The sequence below is a fragment of the Pseudomonas sp. ADAK13 genome, assembly GCF_012935715.1.
In the GTDB taxonomy this organism is placed as follows: domain Bacteria; phylum Pseudomonadota; class Gammaproteobacteria; order Pseudomonadales; family Pseudomonadaceae; genus Aquipseudomonas.
This window is the reverse complement of sequence record NZ_CP052860.1, coordinates 3,379,551-3,398,515: the sequence shown is the minus strand read 5'-3', so window position 1 is coordinate 3,398,515 and position 18,965 is coordinate 3,379,551. Positions and strand designations below refer to the sequence as shown.

General features: G+C 60.0%; 13 protein-coding genes. 6 read left to right on the top strand and 7 right to left on the bottom strand.

Going from position 1 to position 18,965, the window contains the following annotated elements:
* Positions 1 to 240 precede the first annotated feature (240 nt).
* Positions 241 to 945, top strand: a complete 705-nt coding sequence (treR, locus tag HKK54_RS15700) for a trehalose operon repressor (protein ID WP_169387175.1) — start codon at positions 241 to 243, stop codon at positions 943 to 945.
* Between the two features lie 74 nt (positions 946 to 1,019).
* Here the strand turns inward: treR and guaA are convergent, their stop codons facing one another.
* The 4 genes from guaA to HKK54_RS15680 form a co-directional block, all read right to left on the bottom strand.
* Positions 1,020 to 2,597 carry a glutamine-hydrolyzing GMP synthase gene (gene guaA / locus HKK54_RS15695; RefSeq protein WP_017134673.1) on the bottom strand — a complete coding sequence of 526 codons (1,578 nt, stop codon included), beginning with the start codon at positions 2,595 to 2,597 and terminating at the stop codon, positions 1,020 to 1,022.
* Between the two features lie 81 nt (positions 2,598 to 2,678).
* Positions 2,679 to 4,148 carry an IMP dehydrogenase gene (gene guaB / locus HKK54_RS15690; RefSeq protein ID WP_010176852.1) on the bottom strand — a complete coding sequence of 490 codons (1,470 nt, stop codon included), beginning with the start codon at positions 4,146 to 4,148 and terminating at the stop codon, positions 2,679 to 2,681.
* Positions 4,149 to 4,308: 160 nt separating this feature from the next.
* Positions 4,309 to 4,857, bottom strand: a complete 549-nt coding sequence (locus HKK54_RS15685) for a hypothetical protein (protein ID WP_003209647.1) — start codon at positions 4,855 to 4,857, stop codon at positions 4,309 to 4,311.
* A gap of 144 nt (positions 4,858 to 5,001) precedes the next feature.
* Entirely contained in the window at positions 5,002 to 5,769 is a 768-nt protein-coding gene (locus tag HKK54_RS15680) for a sulfite exporter TauE/SafE family protein (RefSeq protein WP_169387174.1), read from the bottom strand.
* Between the two features lie 99 nt (positions 5,770 to 5,868).
* Here HKK54_RS15680 and HKK54_RS15675 point away from each other — a divergent pair, with 99 nt between their 5' ends.
* From HKK54_RS15675 to leuA, 5 genes are all read left to right on the top strand, one after another.
* Entirely contained in the window at positions 5,869 to 6,759 is an 891-nt protein-coding gene (locus tag HKK54_RS15675) for a LysR family transcriptional regulator (RefSeq protein WP_010176854.1), read from the top strand.
* Positions 6,760 to 6,769: 10 nt separating this feature from the next.
* Positions 6,770 to 8,149, top strand: a complete 1,380-nt coding sequence (gene xseA / locus HKK54_RS15670) for an exodeoxyribonuclease VII large subunit (protein ID WP_169387173.1) — start codon at positions 6,770 to 6,772, stop codon at positions 8,147 to 8,149.
* Between the two features lie 3 nt (positions 8,150 to 8,152).
* Entirely contained in the window at positions 8,153 to 8,974 is an 822-nt protein-coding gene (locus tag HKK54_RS15665; protein WP_010176856.1) for a peptidoglycan DD-metalloendopeptidase family protein, read from the top strand.
* A 298-nt stretch (positions 8,975 to 9,272) separates the two neighbouring features.
* Complete coding sequence (locus tag HKK54_RS15660) at positions 9,273 to 13,184, top strand: membrane-targeted effector domain-containing toxin (RefSeq protein WP_237151068.1); 3,912 nt, start codon at positions 9,273 to 9,275, stop codon at positions 13,182 to 13,184.
* 374 nt (positions 13,185 to 13,558) lie between these two features.
* Positions 13,559 to 15,238 carry a 2-isopropylmalate synthase gene (gene leuA / locus HKK54_RS15655; RefSeq protein WP_010176858.1) on the top strand — a complete coding sequence of 560 codons (1,680 nt, stop codon included), beginning with the start codon at positions 13,559 to 13,561 and terminating at the stop codon, positions 15,236 to 15,238.
* Positions 15,239 to 15,440: 202 nt separating this feature from the next.
* On the opposite strand, the gene HKK54_RS15650 is transcribed toward leuA, so the two are convergent.
* From HKK54_RS15650 to der, 3 genes are all read right to left on the bottom strand, one after another.
* Positions 15,441 to 16,232 carry an amidohydrolase gene (locus HKK54_RS15650; protein ID WP_010176859.1) on the bottom strand — a complete coding sequence of 264 codons (792 nt, stop codon included), beginning with the start codon at positions 16,230 to 16,232 and terminating at the stop codon, positions 15,441 to 15,443.
* Positions 16,220 to 17,368 (bottom strand): pyridoxal phosphate-dependent aminotransferase, encoded by a 1,149-nt coding sequence (locus HKK54_RS15645; protein ID WP_010176860.1) that lies wholly within the window; start codon positions 17,366 to 17,368, stop codon positions 16,220 to 16,222. Before HKK54_RS15645 ends, HKK54_RS15650 begins: the two co-directional genes overlap by 13 nt.
* Positions 17,369 to 17,476: 108 nt before the next feature.
* Positions 17,477 to 18,946: a ribosome biogenesis GTPase Der gene (gene der, locus HKK54_RS15640; protein WP_003209661.1), complete on the bottom strand. Its 1,470-nt coding sequence runs from the start codon at positions 18,944 to 18,946 to the stop codon at positions 17,477 to 17,479.
* Positions 18,947 to 18,965 lie beyond the last annotated feature (19 nt).

Below are 18,965 nucleotides of genomic sequence, written 5' to 3'. Positions count from 1 at the left end.
GTTAAAGCAACAACTCGTCTGTACGAGTTTAAAATTGCTTGTTCCCTGTAGGAGCGAGCTTGCTCGCGAAGAACCTGAGAGCACCGCGTAACATCAGGAGGCCAACGTGATCGTTAACGACCTTCGCGAGCACGCTCGCTCCTACAGAAGGCACGAATATCCAAGGGTCGAATGGACAAACCTTACCTCTGCCACTAAGGTTCGTGCCTTGAATGCAATCGCGGCACAGAGCCCTCCTCCATGAGCAAATACAACCAGATCTATACCGATCTGCTTGCCAGCATCACCACCGAACGCCTGCAACGCGGCACGCGCCTGCCCTCCGAAACAGAACTGATGGACGCCTACCAGGCCAGCCGTGGCACGGTGCGCCGGGCAATCGAGCAATTGCAGGAGCGCGGCTTCGCGCAAAAGATCCATGGCAAGGGCACCTTCGTGCTCTCACCCAACCCCATCGAGTTCCAACTGGGCGGGATTGTCAGCTTTCGCGAAACCCATGCCGCGCTGGGAGACGATGTCAGCACCGAAGTGGTGGAGTTCAGCCAGTTCCCGCTGGAAGGCTCGCTGCTGCAACATATCGAAGCCGAAGCCGGCAGCCTGATTACCCGAGTCAAACGGGTACGGCGCATCGCGGGCAAACGGGTGATCCTCGACATCAACCACTTCGTCGCCGACCTGATTCCGGGGCTCGATCGAGAGATTGCCGAGCAGTCGATCTATGCGTTTATCGAGCAGACGCTGCAGCTGCAGATCAGCTATGCCCAGCGCACCATCGAAGCGCTGCCCCGGGGCAAGGACGATCAACTGCACCTGGACCTGGATGGGCAAAGCCATGTGATCGTGGTGAGCAACCAGACGTTTTTGCAGGATGGACGGCAGTTCGAGTACACCGAGTCGCGGCATACGCTGGATAAGTTTTACTTTTCGGATATTGCGCGGCGGTAAACAAACGCCGGAAACACAAAACCCCGGCACTAGGCCGGGGTTTTGTTATTCAGCGCTCACCTGCTACCGCAGGATCATTCCCACTCAATCGTCGCCGGCGGCTTGCTCGACACGTCGTACGTCACGCGCGAAATACCTTCGATCTCATTGATGATACGACCGCTGACGGTTTCCAGCAGTTCGTACGGCAGGTGTGCCCAACGGGCGGTCATGAAATCGATGGTTTCCACCGCACGCAAGGCAACAACCCAGGCGTAACGACGGCCATCGCCTACAACACCCACCGACTTGACTGGCTGGAACACCACGAACGCCTGGCTGACTTTGTGGTACCAGTCGGCCTTGCGCAGTTCTTCGATGAAGATGTGGTCGGCGCGACGCAGCAGGTCGGCGTATTCCTTCTTCACTTCACCGAGGATCCGCACGCCCAGGCCCGGGCCCGGGAATGGGTGGCGGTAGACCATGTCGTACGGCAGACCAAGTTCCAGGCCCAGGCGACGCACTTCATCCTTGAACAGTTCGCGCAGCGGTTCTACCAGCTTGAGGTTCATTTCCTCAGGCAGGCCACCCACGTTGTGGTGGGACTTGATCACGTGGGCCTTGCCGCTCTTGGCGCCAGCCGACTCGATCACGTCCGGGTAGATGGTGCCCTGGGCGAGGTACTTGATGTTGTCCAGTTTGTTGGACTGGGCATCGAATACGTCGATGAAGGTGCGGCCGATGATCTTGCGCTTCTTCTCCGGGTCGGACTCGCCGGCCAGGTTGTTCAGGAACTGGTCTTCAGCGTTGGCGCGGATCACCTTGACGCCCATGTTCTCGGCGAACATGGCCATCACTTGCTCGCCTTCGTGCAGGCGCAGCAGGCCGTTGTCGACGAAGACGCAGGTCAGTTGGTCGCCGATGGCCTTGTGCAGCAGGGCCGCGACCACGGAGGAGTCAACGCCACCGGACAGGCCCAGCAGGACGTTGTCGGTGCCGACCTGGGCACGTACGTTGGCGATGGCGTCTTCAGCGATCTTCGACGGGGTCCACAGGGCTTCGCACTGGCAGATGTCGAGGATGAAGCGCGACAGGATGCGACCGCCTTGCTTGGTGTGGGTCACTTCCGGGTGGAACTGCACGCCGTAGTAGCCGCGCTCGTCGTTGAACATGCCGGCAATCGGGCAGCTCGGGGTGCTGGCCAGGATGTGGAAGTCTTCCGGCATCTTGGTGACTTTGTCACCGTGGCTCATCCATACGTCGAGGCCGAACAGGCCGTCGGCGTCGATGTGGTCTTCGATGCCGTCCAGCAGGCGGCTCTTGCCGACCACGTCGACACGGGCGTAACCGAATTCACGCAGCTCGGAACCTTCAACCTTGCCGCCCAGTTGCTCGGCCATGGTCTGCATGCCGTAGCAGATACCGAAGACCGGCACGCCCAGGTCAAACACTGCCTGCGGGCAACGCGGGCTGTTGGCTTCGTGCACGGACTCGGGGCCGCCGGCGAGAATGACGCCTTTTGGAGCGAATTCGCGAATCGCTTCGTCGTCCATGTCGAACGGATGCAGTTCGCAGTACACGCCGATTTCACGCACGCGGCGGGCGATCAGCTGGGTGTACTGGGAACCGAAGTCGAGGATCAGGATGCGGTGGGCGTGAATGTCGAGGGCCATGGAGTCAGTCTCGTCTATGTAATTCAGAAACAACTCGGGGCTGAAGAACAGCCCCGGTTACTTAACGTTTTGCTGGAAGCATCAACCTACGCGGTAGTTTGGCGCTTCCTTGGTGATCTGTACGTCGTGGACGTGGGACTCGGCCATGCCGGCACCGGTGATCCGCACGAACTCAGGCTTGGTGCGCATTTCTTCGATGTCGGCGCTGCCGGTGTAGCCCATCGAGGAACGCAGGCCGCCCATCAGTTGATGGATGATGGCGCTCAGGGTGCCCTTGTACGGAACACGCCCTTCAATGCCTTCCGGTACCAGCTTCTCGGCGCCCGCGGAGGAGTCCTGGAAGTAACGGTCGGAAGAACCTTGAGCCTGGGACATGGCGCCCAGGGAACCCATGCCACGGTAAGCCTTGTACGAACGCCCCTGGAACAGTTCGATCTCGCCTGGCGCTTCTTCAGTACCGGCGAACATCGAGCCCATCATCACGCAGGAAGCACCGGCCACGATGGCCTTGGACAGGTCACCCGAGAAACGGATGCCGCCGTCGGCGATCAACGGTACGCCAGTGCCTTCAAGGGCCGCGGCGACGTTGGCGATGGCGCTGATTTGCGGCACGCCTACACCGGCAACGATACGGGTGGTGCAGATCGAGCCAGGGCCGATACCGACCTTGACCGCATCTGCGCCCGCGGCAACCAGGGCCTTGGCGGCAGCGCCGGTGGCAATGTTGCCGCCGATCACTTGCACTTCAGGGAAATTCTCTTTGACCCAACGCACGCGGTCGATCACACCTTTGGAGTGACCGTGGGCAGTGTCGACCACCACCACGTCAACGCCGGCCGCTACCAGAGCCGAGACGCGCTCGCCGGTGTCCTTGCCGGTGCCGACCGCAGCGCCAACGCGCAGGCGACCTTGGTCGTCCTTGCTCGCCAGCGGGTAAGCCTTGGCTTTTTCGATGTCGTTGACGGTCATCATGCCCTTGAGGGCGAATTTGTCGTCGACGATCAGTACGCGTTCGATGCGGTGCTTGTGCAACAGCTCGCGAACGTCGTTCTTGTCGGCGCCTTCCTTGACAGTCACGAGGCGCTCTTTAGGCGTCATCACTTCACGGACGGTGACTTCAAGACGGTTCTCGAAACGCACGTCACGGGAAGTGACGATGCCGACCAGGTCGCCATCGTGCAGTACCGGAACGCCGGAGATGTTGTGCAGGCGGGTCAGGTCGAACAGGTCACGAACGGTGGCATCGGCCTCGATGGTGATCGGGTCCTTGACCACACCGGCTTCGTAACGCTTGACCTTGCGAACTTCGGCAGCTTGCTGCTCGATGGTCATGTTCTTGTGGATGATGCCGATGCCGCCTTCCTGAGCCATGGCGATTGCCAAACGGGCTTCGGTGACGGTGTCCATGGCAGCGGAAACCAGAGGAATATTCAGCTCGATGCCACGGGTTAGGCGGGTCTTGAGACTGACTTCGTTAGGAAGCACCTCGGAATAACCGGGCACTAGGAGAATGTCGTCGAATGTCAGAGCTTCTTGGCTGATACGCAGCATCGCGGGGGCTCCCGAGCGGGAAAATGGAAGCGCGCCATTATAGTCAGACACCCCCTCGGGTTCAATGTAAAACTCTGACAAACTTGGTAATACTGATAGAAGGATGATTCTTTCAGCACTGATCGCTCCCACGCGGGAGCGTGGGAGCGATCACATCGGGTTAAAGCTCGACTTTGACCCAACTCATCTTCTGGTCCAGCCAGTCGGCAAATTCGTCGATAAAACTCTGCTTGAACCCCGCCTCCGCCCAGTTATTGAAGATGAATCCCAGGTTGGAGAAGCCGCATTCCTGCAGGAACAGAAAGCCGTTGATGTCGTCTTCATGCCCACACAGCGGGCAGGTGAAGTTGTCGGTATGGCCGGGCATCCAGTCTTCCAGGCTTTCGAACAGGGCTTCGCCGACTTCCTTGAGGCACTCGGGGCAGCCGGCTTCTTCGAGGAAGCCCTTGGCCGGGGTGTAGATGCAGCGCTTGTAGATGATCTCCAGGCCGTTGATCGGCTCGTTGAACGGCAGTGCGTCGGGGTGCAGCACCACGGCGCGGGCACCGTCGGCCAGGGCGTAGCCCATGCGATTGCCGGTGCGCCCGCAGGTGGTGAGTTCTTCCTTGACGATGTTCTTGCGCACCAGCCAGCGCACGATCGCCCGGGCGCGGGGTTCGTGGACGGGCAAGGTGGAGATCTTGGGGACAAGGATGCTTTGGGAGTTCATGGTGCCTGGGTGTCCTGCGGTGTGGCTTCTGGCCTCATCACGGGCAAGCCCGGCTCCCACATTGGAATGCGATCAACTGTGGGAGCCGGGCTTGCCCGCGATGGTGCCCTAGAGCACGGCAGCTTAATCCCTGACACCCACAGGTCAAGTACTCAAGTACCGGGCAATCAAGGCAATGCCGCTGGCCAGCACCAGCCAGGTCACTAACCGCACGAACGCCTCTCGGGACATGCGCAGGGTCAGCCGCCGCCCCGCCCACAACCCGAGCGCCATGGCCGGCAACAGGCACACCGCCAACATCAACAAGGGTAGCTCGGCATACACGCCCGCGATCAAAAACAGGCTCAGGCGCACCACCGTGCTGCAACTGATCAACGCGCTTTGGGTCGCCCGCGCGCCCTCCTTGGGCAAGCGGCTGTTGAGGTAGATCGCATATAAAAAGCCGCCACTACCGAACAACGCCCCAAACAGCCCGCCGACAACCCCCATGGGAATCGCCCAACCCGCCGCCATCTGCGTGGGCTTGGCCTTCACCGCCAGGCTGTAGATCGCATAGGCGCTGATAAACAGCCCCATCAACAGCAGCAATAAATCAGAGTGCAGGTTAAGCAGGAAGATCACCCCAAGGGTGCAGCCAATTGCCATGCACGGCAGCAGCCGCAGCAATTCCGGTTTCACCACATCCCGTCGCGATTGCAGGAGGTTGCCGAAGGCGGCGACAAAGTCCAGCAGCACCAGCAGCGGGATAATTTTCGACAGCGGCATGAACAGAATCAGGATCGGCCCCGCCACCAGTGCGGTACCAAAACCCGCAATGCCGAACACGATATAGGCCAGGGCAATCGCCACGCCGATCACCAGCCAGTCCACACCGCCAAACGACCAGTGACTCAACAGTTCGACCGGGTTCATGAAGTATTCCTTATCGAAGATGGCCATCACTTTAGCCATTGGCGAGCGTTGCGACTAATATCTTCAAAGCCCGTCACTCATCTCGAAAAGGCATGACTTGTGATTTCCACCCGGCAGTTGCGTTACTTCGTCGAAATCGCCGACAGCGGCAGCTTCAGCGCGGCAGCCGAACGGCTGTTTGTGGCGCAATCCGCCCTGAGCCGGCAGATCAAGGAGCTGGAAAACCTGCTGCAAACGCCACTGTTTGAGCGCACCGCACGCCAGCCCAGGCTGACGGCTGCGGGTGAGGCGTTTTATCCACGGGCACGCAACCTGCTGGGCGAACTGCTCAAGGCCAGTGAAATGGCGACGCAGGTGGGCAATGGCCAACTCGGCACGTTGCGTATGAGCCATTCAAGCACGGTGCCGATGAGTGGCCGCCTGCTGCGGGGCATCGGTGCCTGGCTGGAACAGTGCCCGGGCGTGTCGATGGACATCGCCAAACTGTCCTCCGAAGCGCAGTTGGAGGAAATCGCCGACGGTCGGCTGGACGTCGGGATGTTGCGCCTGCCGGTGTTGCGCCAGCGCGAAGGCGTGCGCATCGTGCCTTTATACAGCGAGCGGTTGTTATTGGCGGTGCCGCCGAATCATCGGTTGGCCGGGCACACATCCGGTATCGATTTGGCGCAACTGAAAAACGAAGCGTTTATTTCGATCCCTCACCCCCAGCGCGGAGGGCTGAGTTACCTGTCAGCCGAGTTGTGCATGCGTGCGGGATTTTTTCCCAAGGCCGCCCGGGTAATGTCGCGCAAGACCACGCAATTGCAGCTGATTCAGGCCGGATTCGGAATCGCCCTGCTGCCGGAGTCGATGCAAGACATCGCACCGGCCAATATTCACTTTTTGCCCCTGGCCGATCCCGACTGCCAAAGCACCGTCGCCCTCGCCTGCCAGCAAACGCCGAGTGCGCTGGTGGAGCAGTTCTGTCAAACCCTGCACGAATGCCTATAAACTGCCACCCATGATTAAAGATCCCTTTGCCCGTCTGGGCCTGGACCGCGAAGTCCTGACTGTCAGCCAGCTCAACGGCCGCGCGCGGGTGTTGCTGGAAGACGTGTTCACCAATATCTGGGTTGAAGGCGAGATCTCCAACCTCGCCCGCCCGGCGTCCGGCCACGTGTATTTCACCCTCAAGGACAGCGGCGCCCAGGTGCGTTGCGCGCTGTTCCGGCAGAACGCCGCGCGGGTGCGCCAGGCGTTGAAAGACGGTCTGGCGGTAAAGGTACGGGGCAAGGTCTCGCTGTTTGAAGGCCGTGGCGACTATCAGTTGATTCTCGACACGGTGGAGCCGGCCGGTGATGGCGCGTTGCGCCTGGCCTTCGACGCGCTGAAGGAAAAACTCAGCGCCGAAGGTTTGTTCAGTGCCGAACGCAAGGTGCCGCTGCCCGCCCACCCAAGGCGCATCGGGATTATCAGCTCGCCTACCGGCGCGGTGATTCGCGACATCATCAGCGTATTCCGCCGCCGGGCGCCCAACGTCGAACTGACGTTGATCCCGACGGCCGTGCAAGGCCGTGAGGCCGTGGCGCAAATCGTCCGCGCCCTGAAGCTGGCCGATGCCCGCGGCTTTGACGCGTTGATCCTGGCGCGTGGCGGCGGCTCGCTGGAAGACCTCTGGTGTTTCAACGAAGAAGCCGTAGCGCGTGCGGTGGACGCCTGCGTGACGCCCATCGTCAGTGCAGTCGGCCACGAGACCGACGTGTCCATCAGTGACTTTGTCGCCGACGTGCGTGCGCCGACTCCTTCCGCCGCTGCCGAACTGTTAGCGCCGGACTCCAGTCACCTGACTCGCCAAGTAGAAAACCTGCACCGCCGCCTGGTGATGCTGATGCGCAACCGCCTGAGCCACGCCCGCCTGCGCCTGGAAGGCATGGCCCGTCGCCTGCGTCACCCGGGCGAACGCCTGCGCCAGCAAGCCCAGCGCCTTGACGACCTGGACATGCGCCTGCGCCGGGCCTTCGAGCGCAGCCTGAATACCCGTCGTGAACGCCTGATCCGCCTCGAAACCCGCCTCGCCGGCCAACACCCCGGCCGCCAACTGGCCCTGCTGCGCCAGCGCCTGGACAGCCTCGCCGAACGCCTGCCCCGCGCCATGCGCGAAGGCCTCAAGGCACGCCGCCTGCAACTGCAAAGCCAGGTGCAGACACTGCACGTGGTCAGCCCGCTGGCCACCCTCGGCCGCGGCTATAGCATCTTGCTCGACGAGCGCGGCCAGGCAATTCGCAACGCCGCACAAACCCATACCGGCCAGCGCCTCACAGCGCGCCTCGGTGAAGGCCAATTGCAGGTGCGGGTGGAAGACAACCACCTGACGCCCGTCACCCTCTCGTTACTGGATTGATTGATGCCACGTTTTTTAAGTGTGTTGATGTTGCTGTGCCTGACCTTCAATGCCCACGCCGACAGCTACATCACCCGGCTGCTGAACAAGCCGGTGCCCGGTGGCGTCGCGGTGATCGACCTCGGCACGTCCGCCACGGCGCCCAAGGCCACTTACCTGAACAGACCGGTGTTGGTGGTGAAGGAGCAGAACAACTGGCTGGCGATTGTCGGCATCCCGCTGACGGTCAAACCCGGCACCCAGCGCATCACCAGCGGCAGCCAGAACCTGCCGTTTATCGTGGGCTTCAAGAAATACCCCGAACAGCACATCACCTTGAAGAATAAAAGCCAGGTGAACCCCGACCCGGCGCAACTCAAACGCATCGAAGGCGAGTTGGCGGTCCAGCTCAAGGCGTACCGCAGCTTCAGCCCGAACACGCCGAGCAACCTGTTGCTGGACAAGCCGGTGAACGGGCCGTTGTCGAGTAAGTTCGGCGTACGACGTTTCTTTAATGGTGAGGAGCGTAATCCGCATTCGGGCCTGGACTTTGCCGTGGGCGCCGGTACGCCGATCAAGACCCCGGCGGCGGGCAAGGTGATTCTCACCGGTAACTACTTCTTCAACGGCAACACCGTGTTTGTCGACCATGGCCAAGGCTTTATCAGCATGTTCTGCCATATGTCGAAGATTGATGTGAGCGTGGGCCAGCAACTGGCACGCGGTGCCGTGGTGGGCAAGGTCGGTTCCACCGGCCGGGCGACCGGGCCACACATGCACTGGAACATCAGCCTGAACGATGCGCGGGTGGACCCGGCGATTTTTATCGGGGCGTTTCAGCCCTGAGTTCTGCGCTGCATCGACGCCGGTGCAGCGCAGTTTGCTTACATTTCCTGCAGGAACCAACCCACCGTGAATACTCACCTACCTGACGACTTACAAGGAGCGTAACAACATTCAAATACTTTGAGGTTTCCCTATGTTTGCTCTCGCTCAAACGTCGATGCAGCGTACCTCGATCCAGCCCCCGGCCCTACCTCCCGCCCTTCCAACACCCATCGTCAGCACCAGCCCACCTGGCCTGTTGCCCGACTCGCCAGGAATACCACCGGAGCAACGCTCAGCACTCGCAGACCATTTCAACGTGAGCGATCAGCAAGCCTTCATCACTCAACACGACTCACTCACGCACGCGATGCAACGGCTGCAGAGCCAGCAGCCGAACTTCAAGGATTTCCTGTTGCAGCAAGTGGCAACGATGCTTGCCGACCAACCCCATCTCAATCCAGCAGAGCTGACCTTCAGGCGCTGGATCAGACAGAGCGATGGCAGTATCAGAACGCTCTCTGAGCAACCTCTTCTGGAGGCACTGGATAAAAAGATTGCAGAACTGTCGAGCCAGCCTGGGAGGAACAATGACGAAGGCGCCGGCGTGCAGTCGGGCGTATTCAGCCAAGGCACAGCCAGCCAATCGCCGGCACTCATCGACACAACGCACTCGTTAAACACCATCGCCCAACGCATCACCACACAATATCCCGAGGCGTCACTCGCCTTCTGGACAACACCGCGCCCGTCGAAAACAAACCCGCCGGTACTGAAGGCGCCGCAGGACGAATTGTTGACCCTGCACAAGCGCCAACTGTCGACACTGGCGGCACTGCGCGCAAGCGACGGCACCCTGAGCCCGGCAGGCAAACAACTGATCGACGCCGCGCTGCAATACCCCACTCTCGCCGAACGGGAGAAAGTCTTTGCCGATGGCGCCCGTCCGGGTGTGTATCCGCTCACCCTGGATGACGGCACCGAGCGTGGTGCTTTACTCGCGGGCAGCTTTCTCATCACTCAGACTGACGGGTCCTTCGCCACTCCGCCAACCTGGCCTAAAGGCAGATCCCTGGCGCTCAATGATGCCAATGACCCGGTCGTACTCTATACACCCGGCGAGGGATTCGAAGAGTTCGCAACCCCCGCCCAGGCACGTGAGGCGTTGGCGCAACGCCTGGATCAAGGCGGAACAGGCGCCGAGCTGCTGTTGCAGACGCTACCGCTATCGTTGCAAAACCGGTCGAACCCACCCACCGGGGACGACCTGATGCTCAGCGCCGAGCCTCTGGCCGGGGATGTGCTGGCCGAAGCTTTGCCTGGGATGCTCAAGCGCCAGCAGGCCGAAATCAATACGGGCTTTGCCAATATATCCCCCCAATCCACCACGCCATTACACCAAGCCATTGATGAGGCTGCCGACTGGTCATACCTGCTTGATGGCAGCAATGCCATGCAGGCACGCAACCAGAAACTGGCCGACAAACTGCAACCCGAATGGCTGAAAAACTTGCAGCCGGTTCACGACGAACTGTTCAAAAAGTTGGAACATGCCGAGGAAAAAAGCCAGGACAGGTTGACTCCACTGCTGGAAAGCATTCCCTCATTGACCGAGTTTTCCCGGGACAAGATGAATGAGGCGATCAGAAAACTGTACCCAACCGCTCAGGTGAATGCTGACCAATTGAGGGTTCAGGTGCAAAGCAAAACCAGCACTCATACAGGCCGTCCCAGCGGTCACGAGTCACGCTCAGTAAACAACGCGCAGCTATCACTGACTGACCTGGGGTTGAAGAACCCTACTGAGTTTCCAGCCGGCGAGAGCGCAACCCATACCCAGATCACCTTCACGCTGCCCTTGAACGATACCCAAGGCAAACCGATTCTGGACGCTGCCGGCAAACCGGTGGTTCTGGGCACAGACCAGCTCAAAACACTGGTCAATACCGCCGATGTCGGTGGCGAATACACCAAGCTGCTCAACCAACGGCTGGCCACAGATGCAGACTCAGGGCCTGCGGGCGTGATACGCAACACCTGGAAAGCCACCCTGGCCGACGTGATGGAAAAAGAGGCTTTTCTCGCAGACCTCAACCCCGATGCCTATACCGCCAACGCCACCACCGAGACCACTACCAAACGTGGCGCACAGTGGGTTCGCGCGGTACTTGATCATCCCGAGCCGGCAAACCGCCCCACGGTGGATGGAAAAGCCATCATCACCAACACGCTCGTCCAACATGGCTTAACGGTGCAAGGCGTCATGGTCATCAGCAACCAGATCGACGCTTCGCTGGTGTTGTACACCCCGAACGCGCCTGACGGCGTGGCCTTTCGAGAGGTGGCGGACCAGAATGCACTGAGCACCTTGCTCGAAAAGCCACAATGGAAACTCTACACCGCAGGCCGGAAGTCGCCAGTCGAGCAGAGCGACATCGATAAATACACACAAAAAATAAAATCGAATCCGCTCAACCTGCTGACTAACCCTTTGTCCTCCCTGGAGCTCTTGCTCGGCGCTGCGAAGCTCAAGGGCGGCGCCACACTCCACCCCATCACCGGAAACGTGCAGGATGAGCTGTACAAACATCAGGTCCAAATGCTGATAGACAAGGCGGATTACCAGTCCGTCAGCAGCGCGGAAGTCGCGACACAATCAACAACCAACAAGATTCAATTCGGCATTGAGGTAGCCTCTATATTCGTGGACCTGTTGCCGGTAGTTGGTAAAGGCCTGTCGACGGGCCTGCGACTAGGCAAAGCAGGCGTGGCGGCCCTGCGGGCAAACGCCAAGGTACTGCCTGCGCTGCTCAAGAACCCTGGCCTGGGACGTGCGATCTACACTGATTTTACAACCTCCGCGGCGGGCATCCCGCTGTTTCGCAGTGCGCCGCTGCGGCCGGTAAACAAGGCTTCGATGGCAATCGCTGGAGGCAGTAAAATACCCTTTGCCCAGCGAGCCTTGACGCAAGCGCCAGGCTCATTGCCTGCAGGTACTTCAACCGGCACGGCCCCCCACTCCTCACCCAGGCTACCGAGCCGCGACCTCAGCGCTTACACCGTACCCGACAGCGCGATCAAGGGTCACCCCTTGAGACCGGACGGTACCTATAACGTTGGCGACAATTGGTACATTCGCTATACCAACAGCAGAGGGACCCACGATGTTTATCAGATCGATTCAGCGTTCCATGCGCGTAACGGGCAGGTCAATATCGTCGATCCCAATGCACCGCTGAGCGCCCCGAAAAGCAGCCGAATCAAGGCTTCCCTGCAGTCTGCCGGTAACGGGGAATGGCGCCTGAGCGAATTGCCGGGAGGCAGTCGCCACCGGGGAAGACCCACGCCGCCGCCTGATGAATATATGGACCGGATCATTACCGGAAAGGGTGCGAATGACTTTACTGATGCCAGCGGTGCAACGGTTGGGCACATCAGGCGCTGGTTCAAACGGGACATGCAAGACTTCTACACCAGCATGGCCAACGGGCAGATGCCTGTTCGCCCTCGGCTAGCGCCGGTAGACATTAATGCTACGCCCAAGAGCGCCGTTCAAAGTGCCCTGGCACAGCCGGATGTGAGGGGGCTGGTATTCGGAGAGATGCACGACGAACCAGCCACGTTTCAACTCCTGATTGACCAAATGCAGACATTCAAAAACAGTGGAGTGACCACTCTTTACATGGAAGGCGCACTCTTTCTTCAGAAAGGGCCCGGGTTTGGCGCAGGCGCCTATACGCCATCAGAAGCCATTTATGCATCGCCAAGAGACTACGACGGCGCCTACTCATCAAAGAGCCCCACAGTGTCGGATGTTATTGAGGCGGCGGAAAAAAACGGTATCAAGGTCATAGGCCTCGAGCATAGAGAGCTGACATTGCGTAGCGACAACAGGATTGGCAGGTTAACCAATTCACGCTACTACGATGACCGCTTGCAAGAGTTCAATTATGCCGCTACCCAGCTTATCAATCAGACTCCGGCGGGTGAGAAATACGTCGCGGTTGTCGGCAAGGCGCACATGAATACCTATGACAATATTCCCGGTATCTCGGAGTTAACCGCAGGCGTAAGCGTCTCGATCAGCCCAACACCAAAAGGCGTGCCGACTATCATCAGCCAGCCGCCGCATACCCCTCCACCTCCGCTCAAGCTGCTGCACGGCACCAGCATCCCTGAGCCAATCGGCGACATTCATATTGACTACAACATCGACAAGATCACCTTGTAGGTTTCTTACCGGATAGCCGACCAGGGTTGCGCCGCCCGTAGCGGCGCAGCCCACCACTCAATTGCGCACCAGCAAAATGAACAGCAATAAAAACAAACAATCCAAATAAAAGACACAATAAAAAATCGTAAACCAGGAATAACTTAGGAATTATCTCAATTTTTTTTCACGGCTTGCCATCTTAACGCCTCACGGTTAGGGTTGGACCTATGAAAACCTCTCACACCCTCATTCAGCTCCGCCAGCACCGCAGCTTGTGCCTCGTCAGCGCACGACTGCCAGGCTGAATCGATCTGCCTCGTCTTTTGCTTTATCCCCAATAACAGTTTTACGGCAGGCCGCCTCTTCTCGGCCCCTAAACAAAGGATTTCCCGATGAGCATGCTCAAAGACCCGTCTTCGAAGTACCGCGCGTTCCCGACCATTGATATCCCGGACCGTACCTGGCCGTCGAAGACCATCACCGCCGCGCCGATCTGGTGCAGTTCCGACTTGCGCGACGGCAACCAGTCTCTGATCGAACCGATGGACGCGGTGAAAAAGCTGCGCTTCTGGAAGACCCTGGTCGCCGTCGGCGTGAAGGAAATCGAAGCCTCCTTCCCGGCCGCCTCGCAAACCGACTTCGACTTCGTGCGTACCCTGATCGAAGACAACCACATCCCCGCGGACACCACCATCCAGGTGCTGACCCAGGGCCGTGAAGACTTGATCGCGCGCACCTTCGAATCCCTGCGCGGCGCGAAGAAAGCCATCGTTCACTTGTACAACGCCACCTCGCCGTCGTTCCGCCGCATCGTGTTCAACCAGGACAAGGACGGCATCAAGGCCATCGCGGTCAACGCGGCCAAGCTGTTCGTCAAATACGCCGCCCAGCAGCCGGAAACCCAGTGGACCTTCGAGTACTCGCCAGAGACCTTCAGCGCCACTGAGCTGGAGTTCGCCAAGGAAGTCTGTGACGCGGTGATCGAGGTCTGGAACCCGACGCCCGAGCACAAGGTGATCCTCAACCTGCCGGCTACCGTGGAATGTGCCACCCCGAACATCTATGCCGACCAGATCGAGTGGTTCGGTCGCCATATCAACCGTCGCGACAGCGTGATCATCAGCCTGCACACCCACAACGACCGTGGCACTGGCGTCGCCGCCACCGAGCTGGGCCTGATGGCCGGCGCTGATCGCGTCGAAGGCTGCCTGTTCGGCAACGGCGAGCGTACCGGTAACGTCGACCTGGTGACGGTGGCGTTGAACATGTACACCCAGGGCCTCGACCCGCAGTTGGACTTCTCCGACATCGACGGCATCCGCAAGGTCGTCGAAGAGTGCAACCAGATCCCGGTGCACCCACGTCACCCGTATGTTGGCGACCTGGTTCACACCGCCTTCTCCGGCTCCCACCAGGACGCGATCCGCAAGGGCTTCACCCAGCAGAAAGACGACGCCCTGTGGGAGGTGCCGTACTTGCCGATCGACCCGGCCGACATCGGCCGCAGCTACGAGGCGGTGATCCGCGTCAACAGCCAGTCGGGCAAAGGCGGTATCGCCTATCTGCTGGAGCAGGAATACGGCATCAGCTTGCCGCGCCGCATGCAGATCGAGTTCAGCCAGGTGGTACAGGCCGAAACCGACCGTGTGGGCCTGGAGATGACTGCCGCGCAGATCTACAGCTTGTTGCAGCGTGAATACCTGCAAGCCAACACGCCGTACGCGCTGGTGAGCCATCGCCTGCAGGAAGAGAACGGCAACAGCTCGGTGGAAGTTGAAGTCTCCGGCAAGGGCCAGGGCGAAACTAACCTGCGCTGGCACGGTAAAGGCAACGGCGCCCTGGAAGCACTGGTGGCCGGGCTGCCGATTGGCGTGGAGATCATGGACTACAACGAACACGCGATTGGCGCCGGCACCAATGCCAAGGCGGCGGCCTACATTGAGCTGCGAGTGAACGGTGAGCGTCCGGTGCACGGCGTGGGCATTGATGAAAACATCACCACGGCAAGCTTCAAGGCACTGTTCAGCGCGCTGAACCGCTCGTTGAGCCATCAGGAAGCCAAGGCGGCGTAACTACTGATCGCTGAAATGCAAAAGGCCCCGGGATGAGAATCCAGGGGCCTTTTTTGTGGAGTTCGAAATTTGTGGTGACTGTCAGGGCCTCATCGCGGGCAAGCCCGGCTCCCACAGGGGAATGCATTCCTCCAGACAACTCAGATCAACTGTGGGAGCCGGGCTTGCCCGCGATAGCGATCTCCCTGGCAATGGAGGTCCTTCAGACAAACGCGAAGCTGTCCGCATCCAGGTTCGCCGGGAAGCGTGTGCGGTACGCTGCCAATTCCGCCGCATCCAGGCACACCTGGAACACCCCGTCCGCCTCCCCTGCACTCAGCAGGCTTTCTCCCTGGAAGTCCACGACCTGGCTGTCACCGGTGTAGGCAAAACCTTTCCCGTCAGTGCCCACTCGATTCACCGCCGCCACGTAGCACAGGTTTTCGATGGCCCGGGCCGGCAGCAGGCGGTTCCAGTGCTGGCGTCGTGCACCCGGCCAGTTGGCGGTGTACAGCAGCAGGTCCGTGTCCTGGGCATCACGGCTCCATACCGGGAAGCGCAGGTCGTAGCAGATCAGCGGACGAATCCGCCAGCCCTTGAGTTCGAACTGCACCTGGCGCTCGCCGGGGGTGTAGTGGTCATGCTCACCGGCCATGCGGAACAGGTGCCGCTTGTCGTAGTGCAACACCTCGCCATCCGGGCGCGCCCACAGCAGGCGGTTGCGGTGGCTGCGGTCAGCGGCCTGGATGATCACGCTGCCGGTGATCACGGCGTTGTACTTCTTCGCCTGAGCCTGCAGCCATTGATGGGTGGGACCGTTTTCAGGTTCGGCAAGGGTTTGCGATTCCATCGAGAAACCGGTGGTGAACATCTCCGGCAGCACGATCAGGTCGGCGCCGCTTGCCTGCTCCAGCAGCAGTTCGAAATGCTCCAGGTTCGCCTGGCGGTCGTGCCAGGCCAGGGTGGTTTGCACCAAAGCAATGTTCAGGTTGGGCAGTGCACTCAGATCACGCATAGTTTCTCGGCTGCTTGACGCAGCGTCTCCTCGCGTTTGGCAAAGCACAGTCGCACCAGGCGCTGGCCTTGCGGTGGGTTCTGGTAGAACACCGAGACCGGGATCGTCGCCACGCCATGTTCGCGGGTCATCCACAGTGACATGGCGACGTCATCCAGGTCCGGGCGAATCTGTGAGTAATCCACCAGTTGGAAGTAAGTACCGGCCACCCGGCTAAAGCTGAAACGCGACGGTTCCAGCAGGTCGCAGAACAGGTCGCGCTTGGCTTGATAAAACGCCGGCAGTTCTTCGACGTGTTCCGGGTGTTCGGCCATGAAGTCTGCCAAAGCGTACTGCAACGGGGTCACGCCGCAAAAGTTGACATATTGATGCACCTTGCGCAGCTCGGCGCTGAGGGCCGGGGGCGCGACCACATAGCCGGTTTTCCAGCCGGTGACGTGGTAGGTCTTGCCGAAGGAGCTGACCACAAAGGCACGCTGGTACAGCTCTTCGTGGGCCAGCACGCTGACGTGGGGCACACCGTCAAATACCAGGTGCTCGTAGACCTCATCGCTGACCAGGTAGATATCGCGGTCGCGGATCAACTCGGCCAACTGGTCCAGCTCGGCACGGCTGATCAGGGCGCCGGTGGGGTTGTGGGGGCTGTTGAGGATGATCATGCGGGTGCGCGGTGACAGCGCGGCACGCAGTTGCTCGAAGTCCAGGGCGAAGTCAGCCAGGCCCAGTTGCACATGCACGCAGCGACCGCCTGCCAGTTCTACCGACGGCTCGTAGCTGTCGTAGGCAGGATCGAACACGATGACTTCATCACCGCTGCGAATCACCGCCTGGATCGCACAGAAGATCGCCTCGGTGGCGCCAGGGGTGATGGTCACTTCGCTGTCGGCATTCACCGTGGCGCCATAGCTGCGGGCAATCTTGGCCGCCACTTGCTGGCGCAGCACCGGCAGGCCGGTCATGGGCGCGTATTGGTTATGGCCGAGGGCAATGTGCTTGCCCACCGCATCGAGCAAACCTTGCGGCCCATTGAAGTCGGGAAAACCTTGGGACAGGTTGAGCGCACCGGTTTCGGCGGCGAGTTGCGACATGGTGGTGAAGATGGTGGTGCCGACATTCGGCAGCTTGCTGGTGATCATCGGTGCGCCCCTTGCGGTGAGCCCCAAGTTTTAAGCTGCATGCCGCGAAGGGTCAACCGCCAGGCACAAAAAAGGGCTCTGAAAGAGCCCTTTTTTAACCGATCAGGATCAGCGCTTGTCGCGGCGCTTTTTGTCGGCTTTCTTGTGGTGCGTCATCATCCGGCGCTTTTTGTTTACCTGGCGGTCGGTGAGGCTGTTCTTGTTACCTTCGTACGGGTTCTCGCCACCCTTGAACTCGATACGGATCGGCGTACCGACCAGTTTCAAGACACGGCGATAGGTATTTTCCAGGTAACGCACGTAGGACTTCGGCACTTTCTCCAACTGGTTACCGTGGATCACGATAATCGGCGGGTTGGCGCCACCCAAGTGGGCGTAGCGCAGCTTGATCCGACGGTTATTGACCATCGGTGGCGCGTGCTCGCTGACCGCATCTTCAAGAATCTGGGTCAGGCGGTTAGTCGGCCAGCGGGTAACCGCGGACTTGAACGAGTTCTGCACCGACGCGTAGAGGTTGCCCACGCCGGTACCGTGCAGTGCCGAGATAAAGTGAATATCGGCGAACTCGACGAAGAACAGACGACGCTGCAGCTCGACCTTGACGTAGTCGCGCTCGCTTGGCGTCATGCCATCCCACTTGTTGATCGCAATCACCAGGGCGCGACCGGCTTCCAGGGCAAAGCCCAGCAAGTTCAGGTCGTGGTCTACCACGCCTTCGCGGGCGTCCATGACGAAGATCACCACGTTGGCGTCTTTGATCGCCTGCAGGGTTTTCACCACGGAGAACTTTTCAACTTCCTCGTGGATCTTGCCGCGCTTGCGCACACCGGCGGTGTCGATCAGCGTGTACTTCTCGTCGTTACGCTCGAACGGGATGTAGATACTGTCGCGGGTGGTGCCGGGCTCGTCATAGACGATGACCCGGTCTTCACCGAGCATACGGTTGACCAGGGTCGACTTGCCGACGTTCGGGCGACCGATGATCGCGATCTTGATACCGTCTTTTTCGCTTGGGCCAGGAATGCGCTTGGCTTCCTCGCCTTCGGCAACGATCTCTTCTTCGCCTTCGACTTCATCCACGTCATCACGCGGGAAATCGCGCAGGGCGATTTCCAGCATCTGGGTGATGCCACGACCGTGAGCACCGGCGATCGGGATCGCGTCGCCCAGGCCCATCGGGCTGAATTCGGCGCGGGCCATTTCAGGATCGATGTTGTCGATCTTGTTGGCCACCACGTAGGAACGCTTGTTGCGCTTGCGCAGGTGCTCGCCAATCATTTGGTCAGCGGCGGTGTAGCCCGCGCGGGCGTCCACCAGGAACAACACGACATCGGCTTCTTCAATGGCCAGCAGCGACTGCTCGGCCATCTTTTCGTCCATGCCATGCTCGTCACCGGAGATACCACCGGTGTCGACAATAATGTAGGAGCGCCCTTGCCACTTTGCCTCACCGTATTGGCGATCACGGGTCAGACCGGACAAGTCGCCGACGATGGCGTCGCGAGTCCTGGTCAGGCGGTTGAACAAGGTGGACTTGCCGACGTTCGGTCGGCCCACCAGGGCGATTACGGGAACCATGCGGCTCTCCACTTCGTTA

Bases quoted from the DNA above. Each gene is read 5' to 3' on its own strand.
- treR (WP_169387175.1), top strand. From the start codon at position 241: ATGAGCAAATACAACCAGATCTATACCGATCTGCTTGCCAGCATCACC.
- guaA (WP_017134673.1), bottom strand. From the start codon at position 2,597: ATGGCCCTCGACATTCACGCCCACCGCATCCTGATCCTCGACTTCGGT.
- guaB (WP_010176852.1), bottom strand. From the start codon at position 4,148: ATGCTGCGTATCAGCCAAGAAGCTCTGACATTCGACGACATTCTCCTA.
- HKK54_RS15685 (WP_003209647.1), bottom strand. From the start codon at position 4,857: ATGAACTCCCAAAGCATCCTTGTCCCCAAGATCTCCACCTTGCCCGTC.
- HKK54_RS15680 (WP_169387174.1), bottom strand. From the start codon at position 5,769: ATGAACCCGGTCGAACTGTTGAGTCACTGGTCGTTTGGCGGTGTGGAC.
- xseA (WP_169387173.1), top strand. From the start codon at position 6,770: ATGATTAAAGATCCCTTTGCCCGTCTGGGCCTGGACCGCGAAGTCCTG.
- HKK54_RS15665 (WP_010176856.1), top strand. From the start codon at position 8,153: ATGCCACGTTTTTTAAGTGTGTTGATGTTGCTGTGCCTGACCTTCAAT.
- leuA (WP_010176858.1), top strand. From the start codon at position 13,559: ATGAGCATGCTCAAAGACCCGTCTTCGAAGTACCGCGCGTTCCCGACC.
- HKK54_RS15650 (WP_010176859.1), bottom strand. From the start codon at position 16,232: ATGCGTGATCTGAGTGCACTGCCCAACCTGAACATTGCTTTGGTGCAA.
- HKK54_RS15645 (WP_010176860.1), bottom strand. From the start codon at position 17,368: ATGATCACCAGCAAGCTGCCGAATGTCGGCACCACCATCTTCACCACC.
- der (WP_003209661.1), bottom strand. From the start codon at position 18,946: ATGGTTCCCGTAATCGCCCTGGTGGGCCGACCGAACGTCGGCAAGTCC.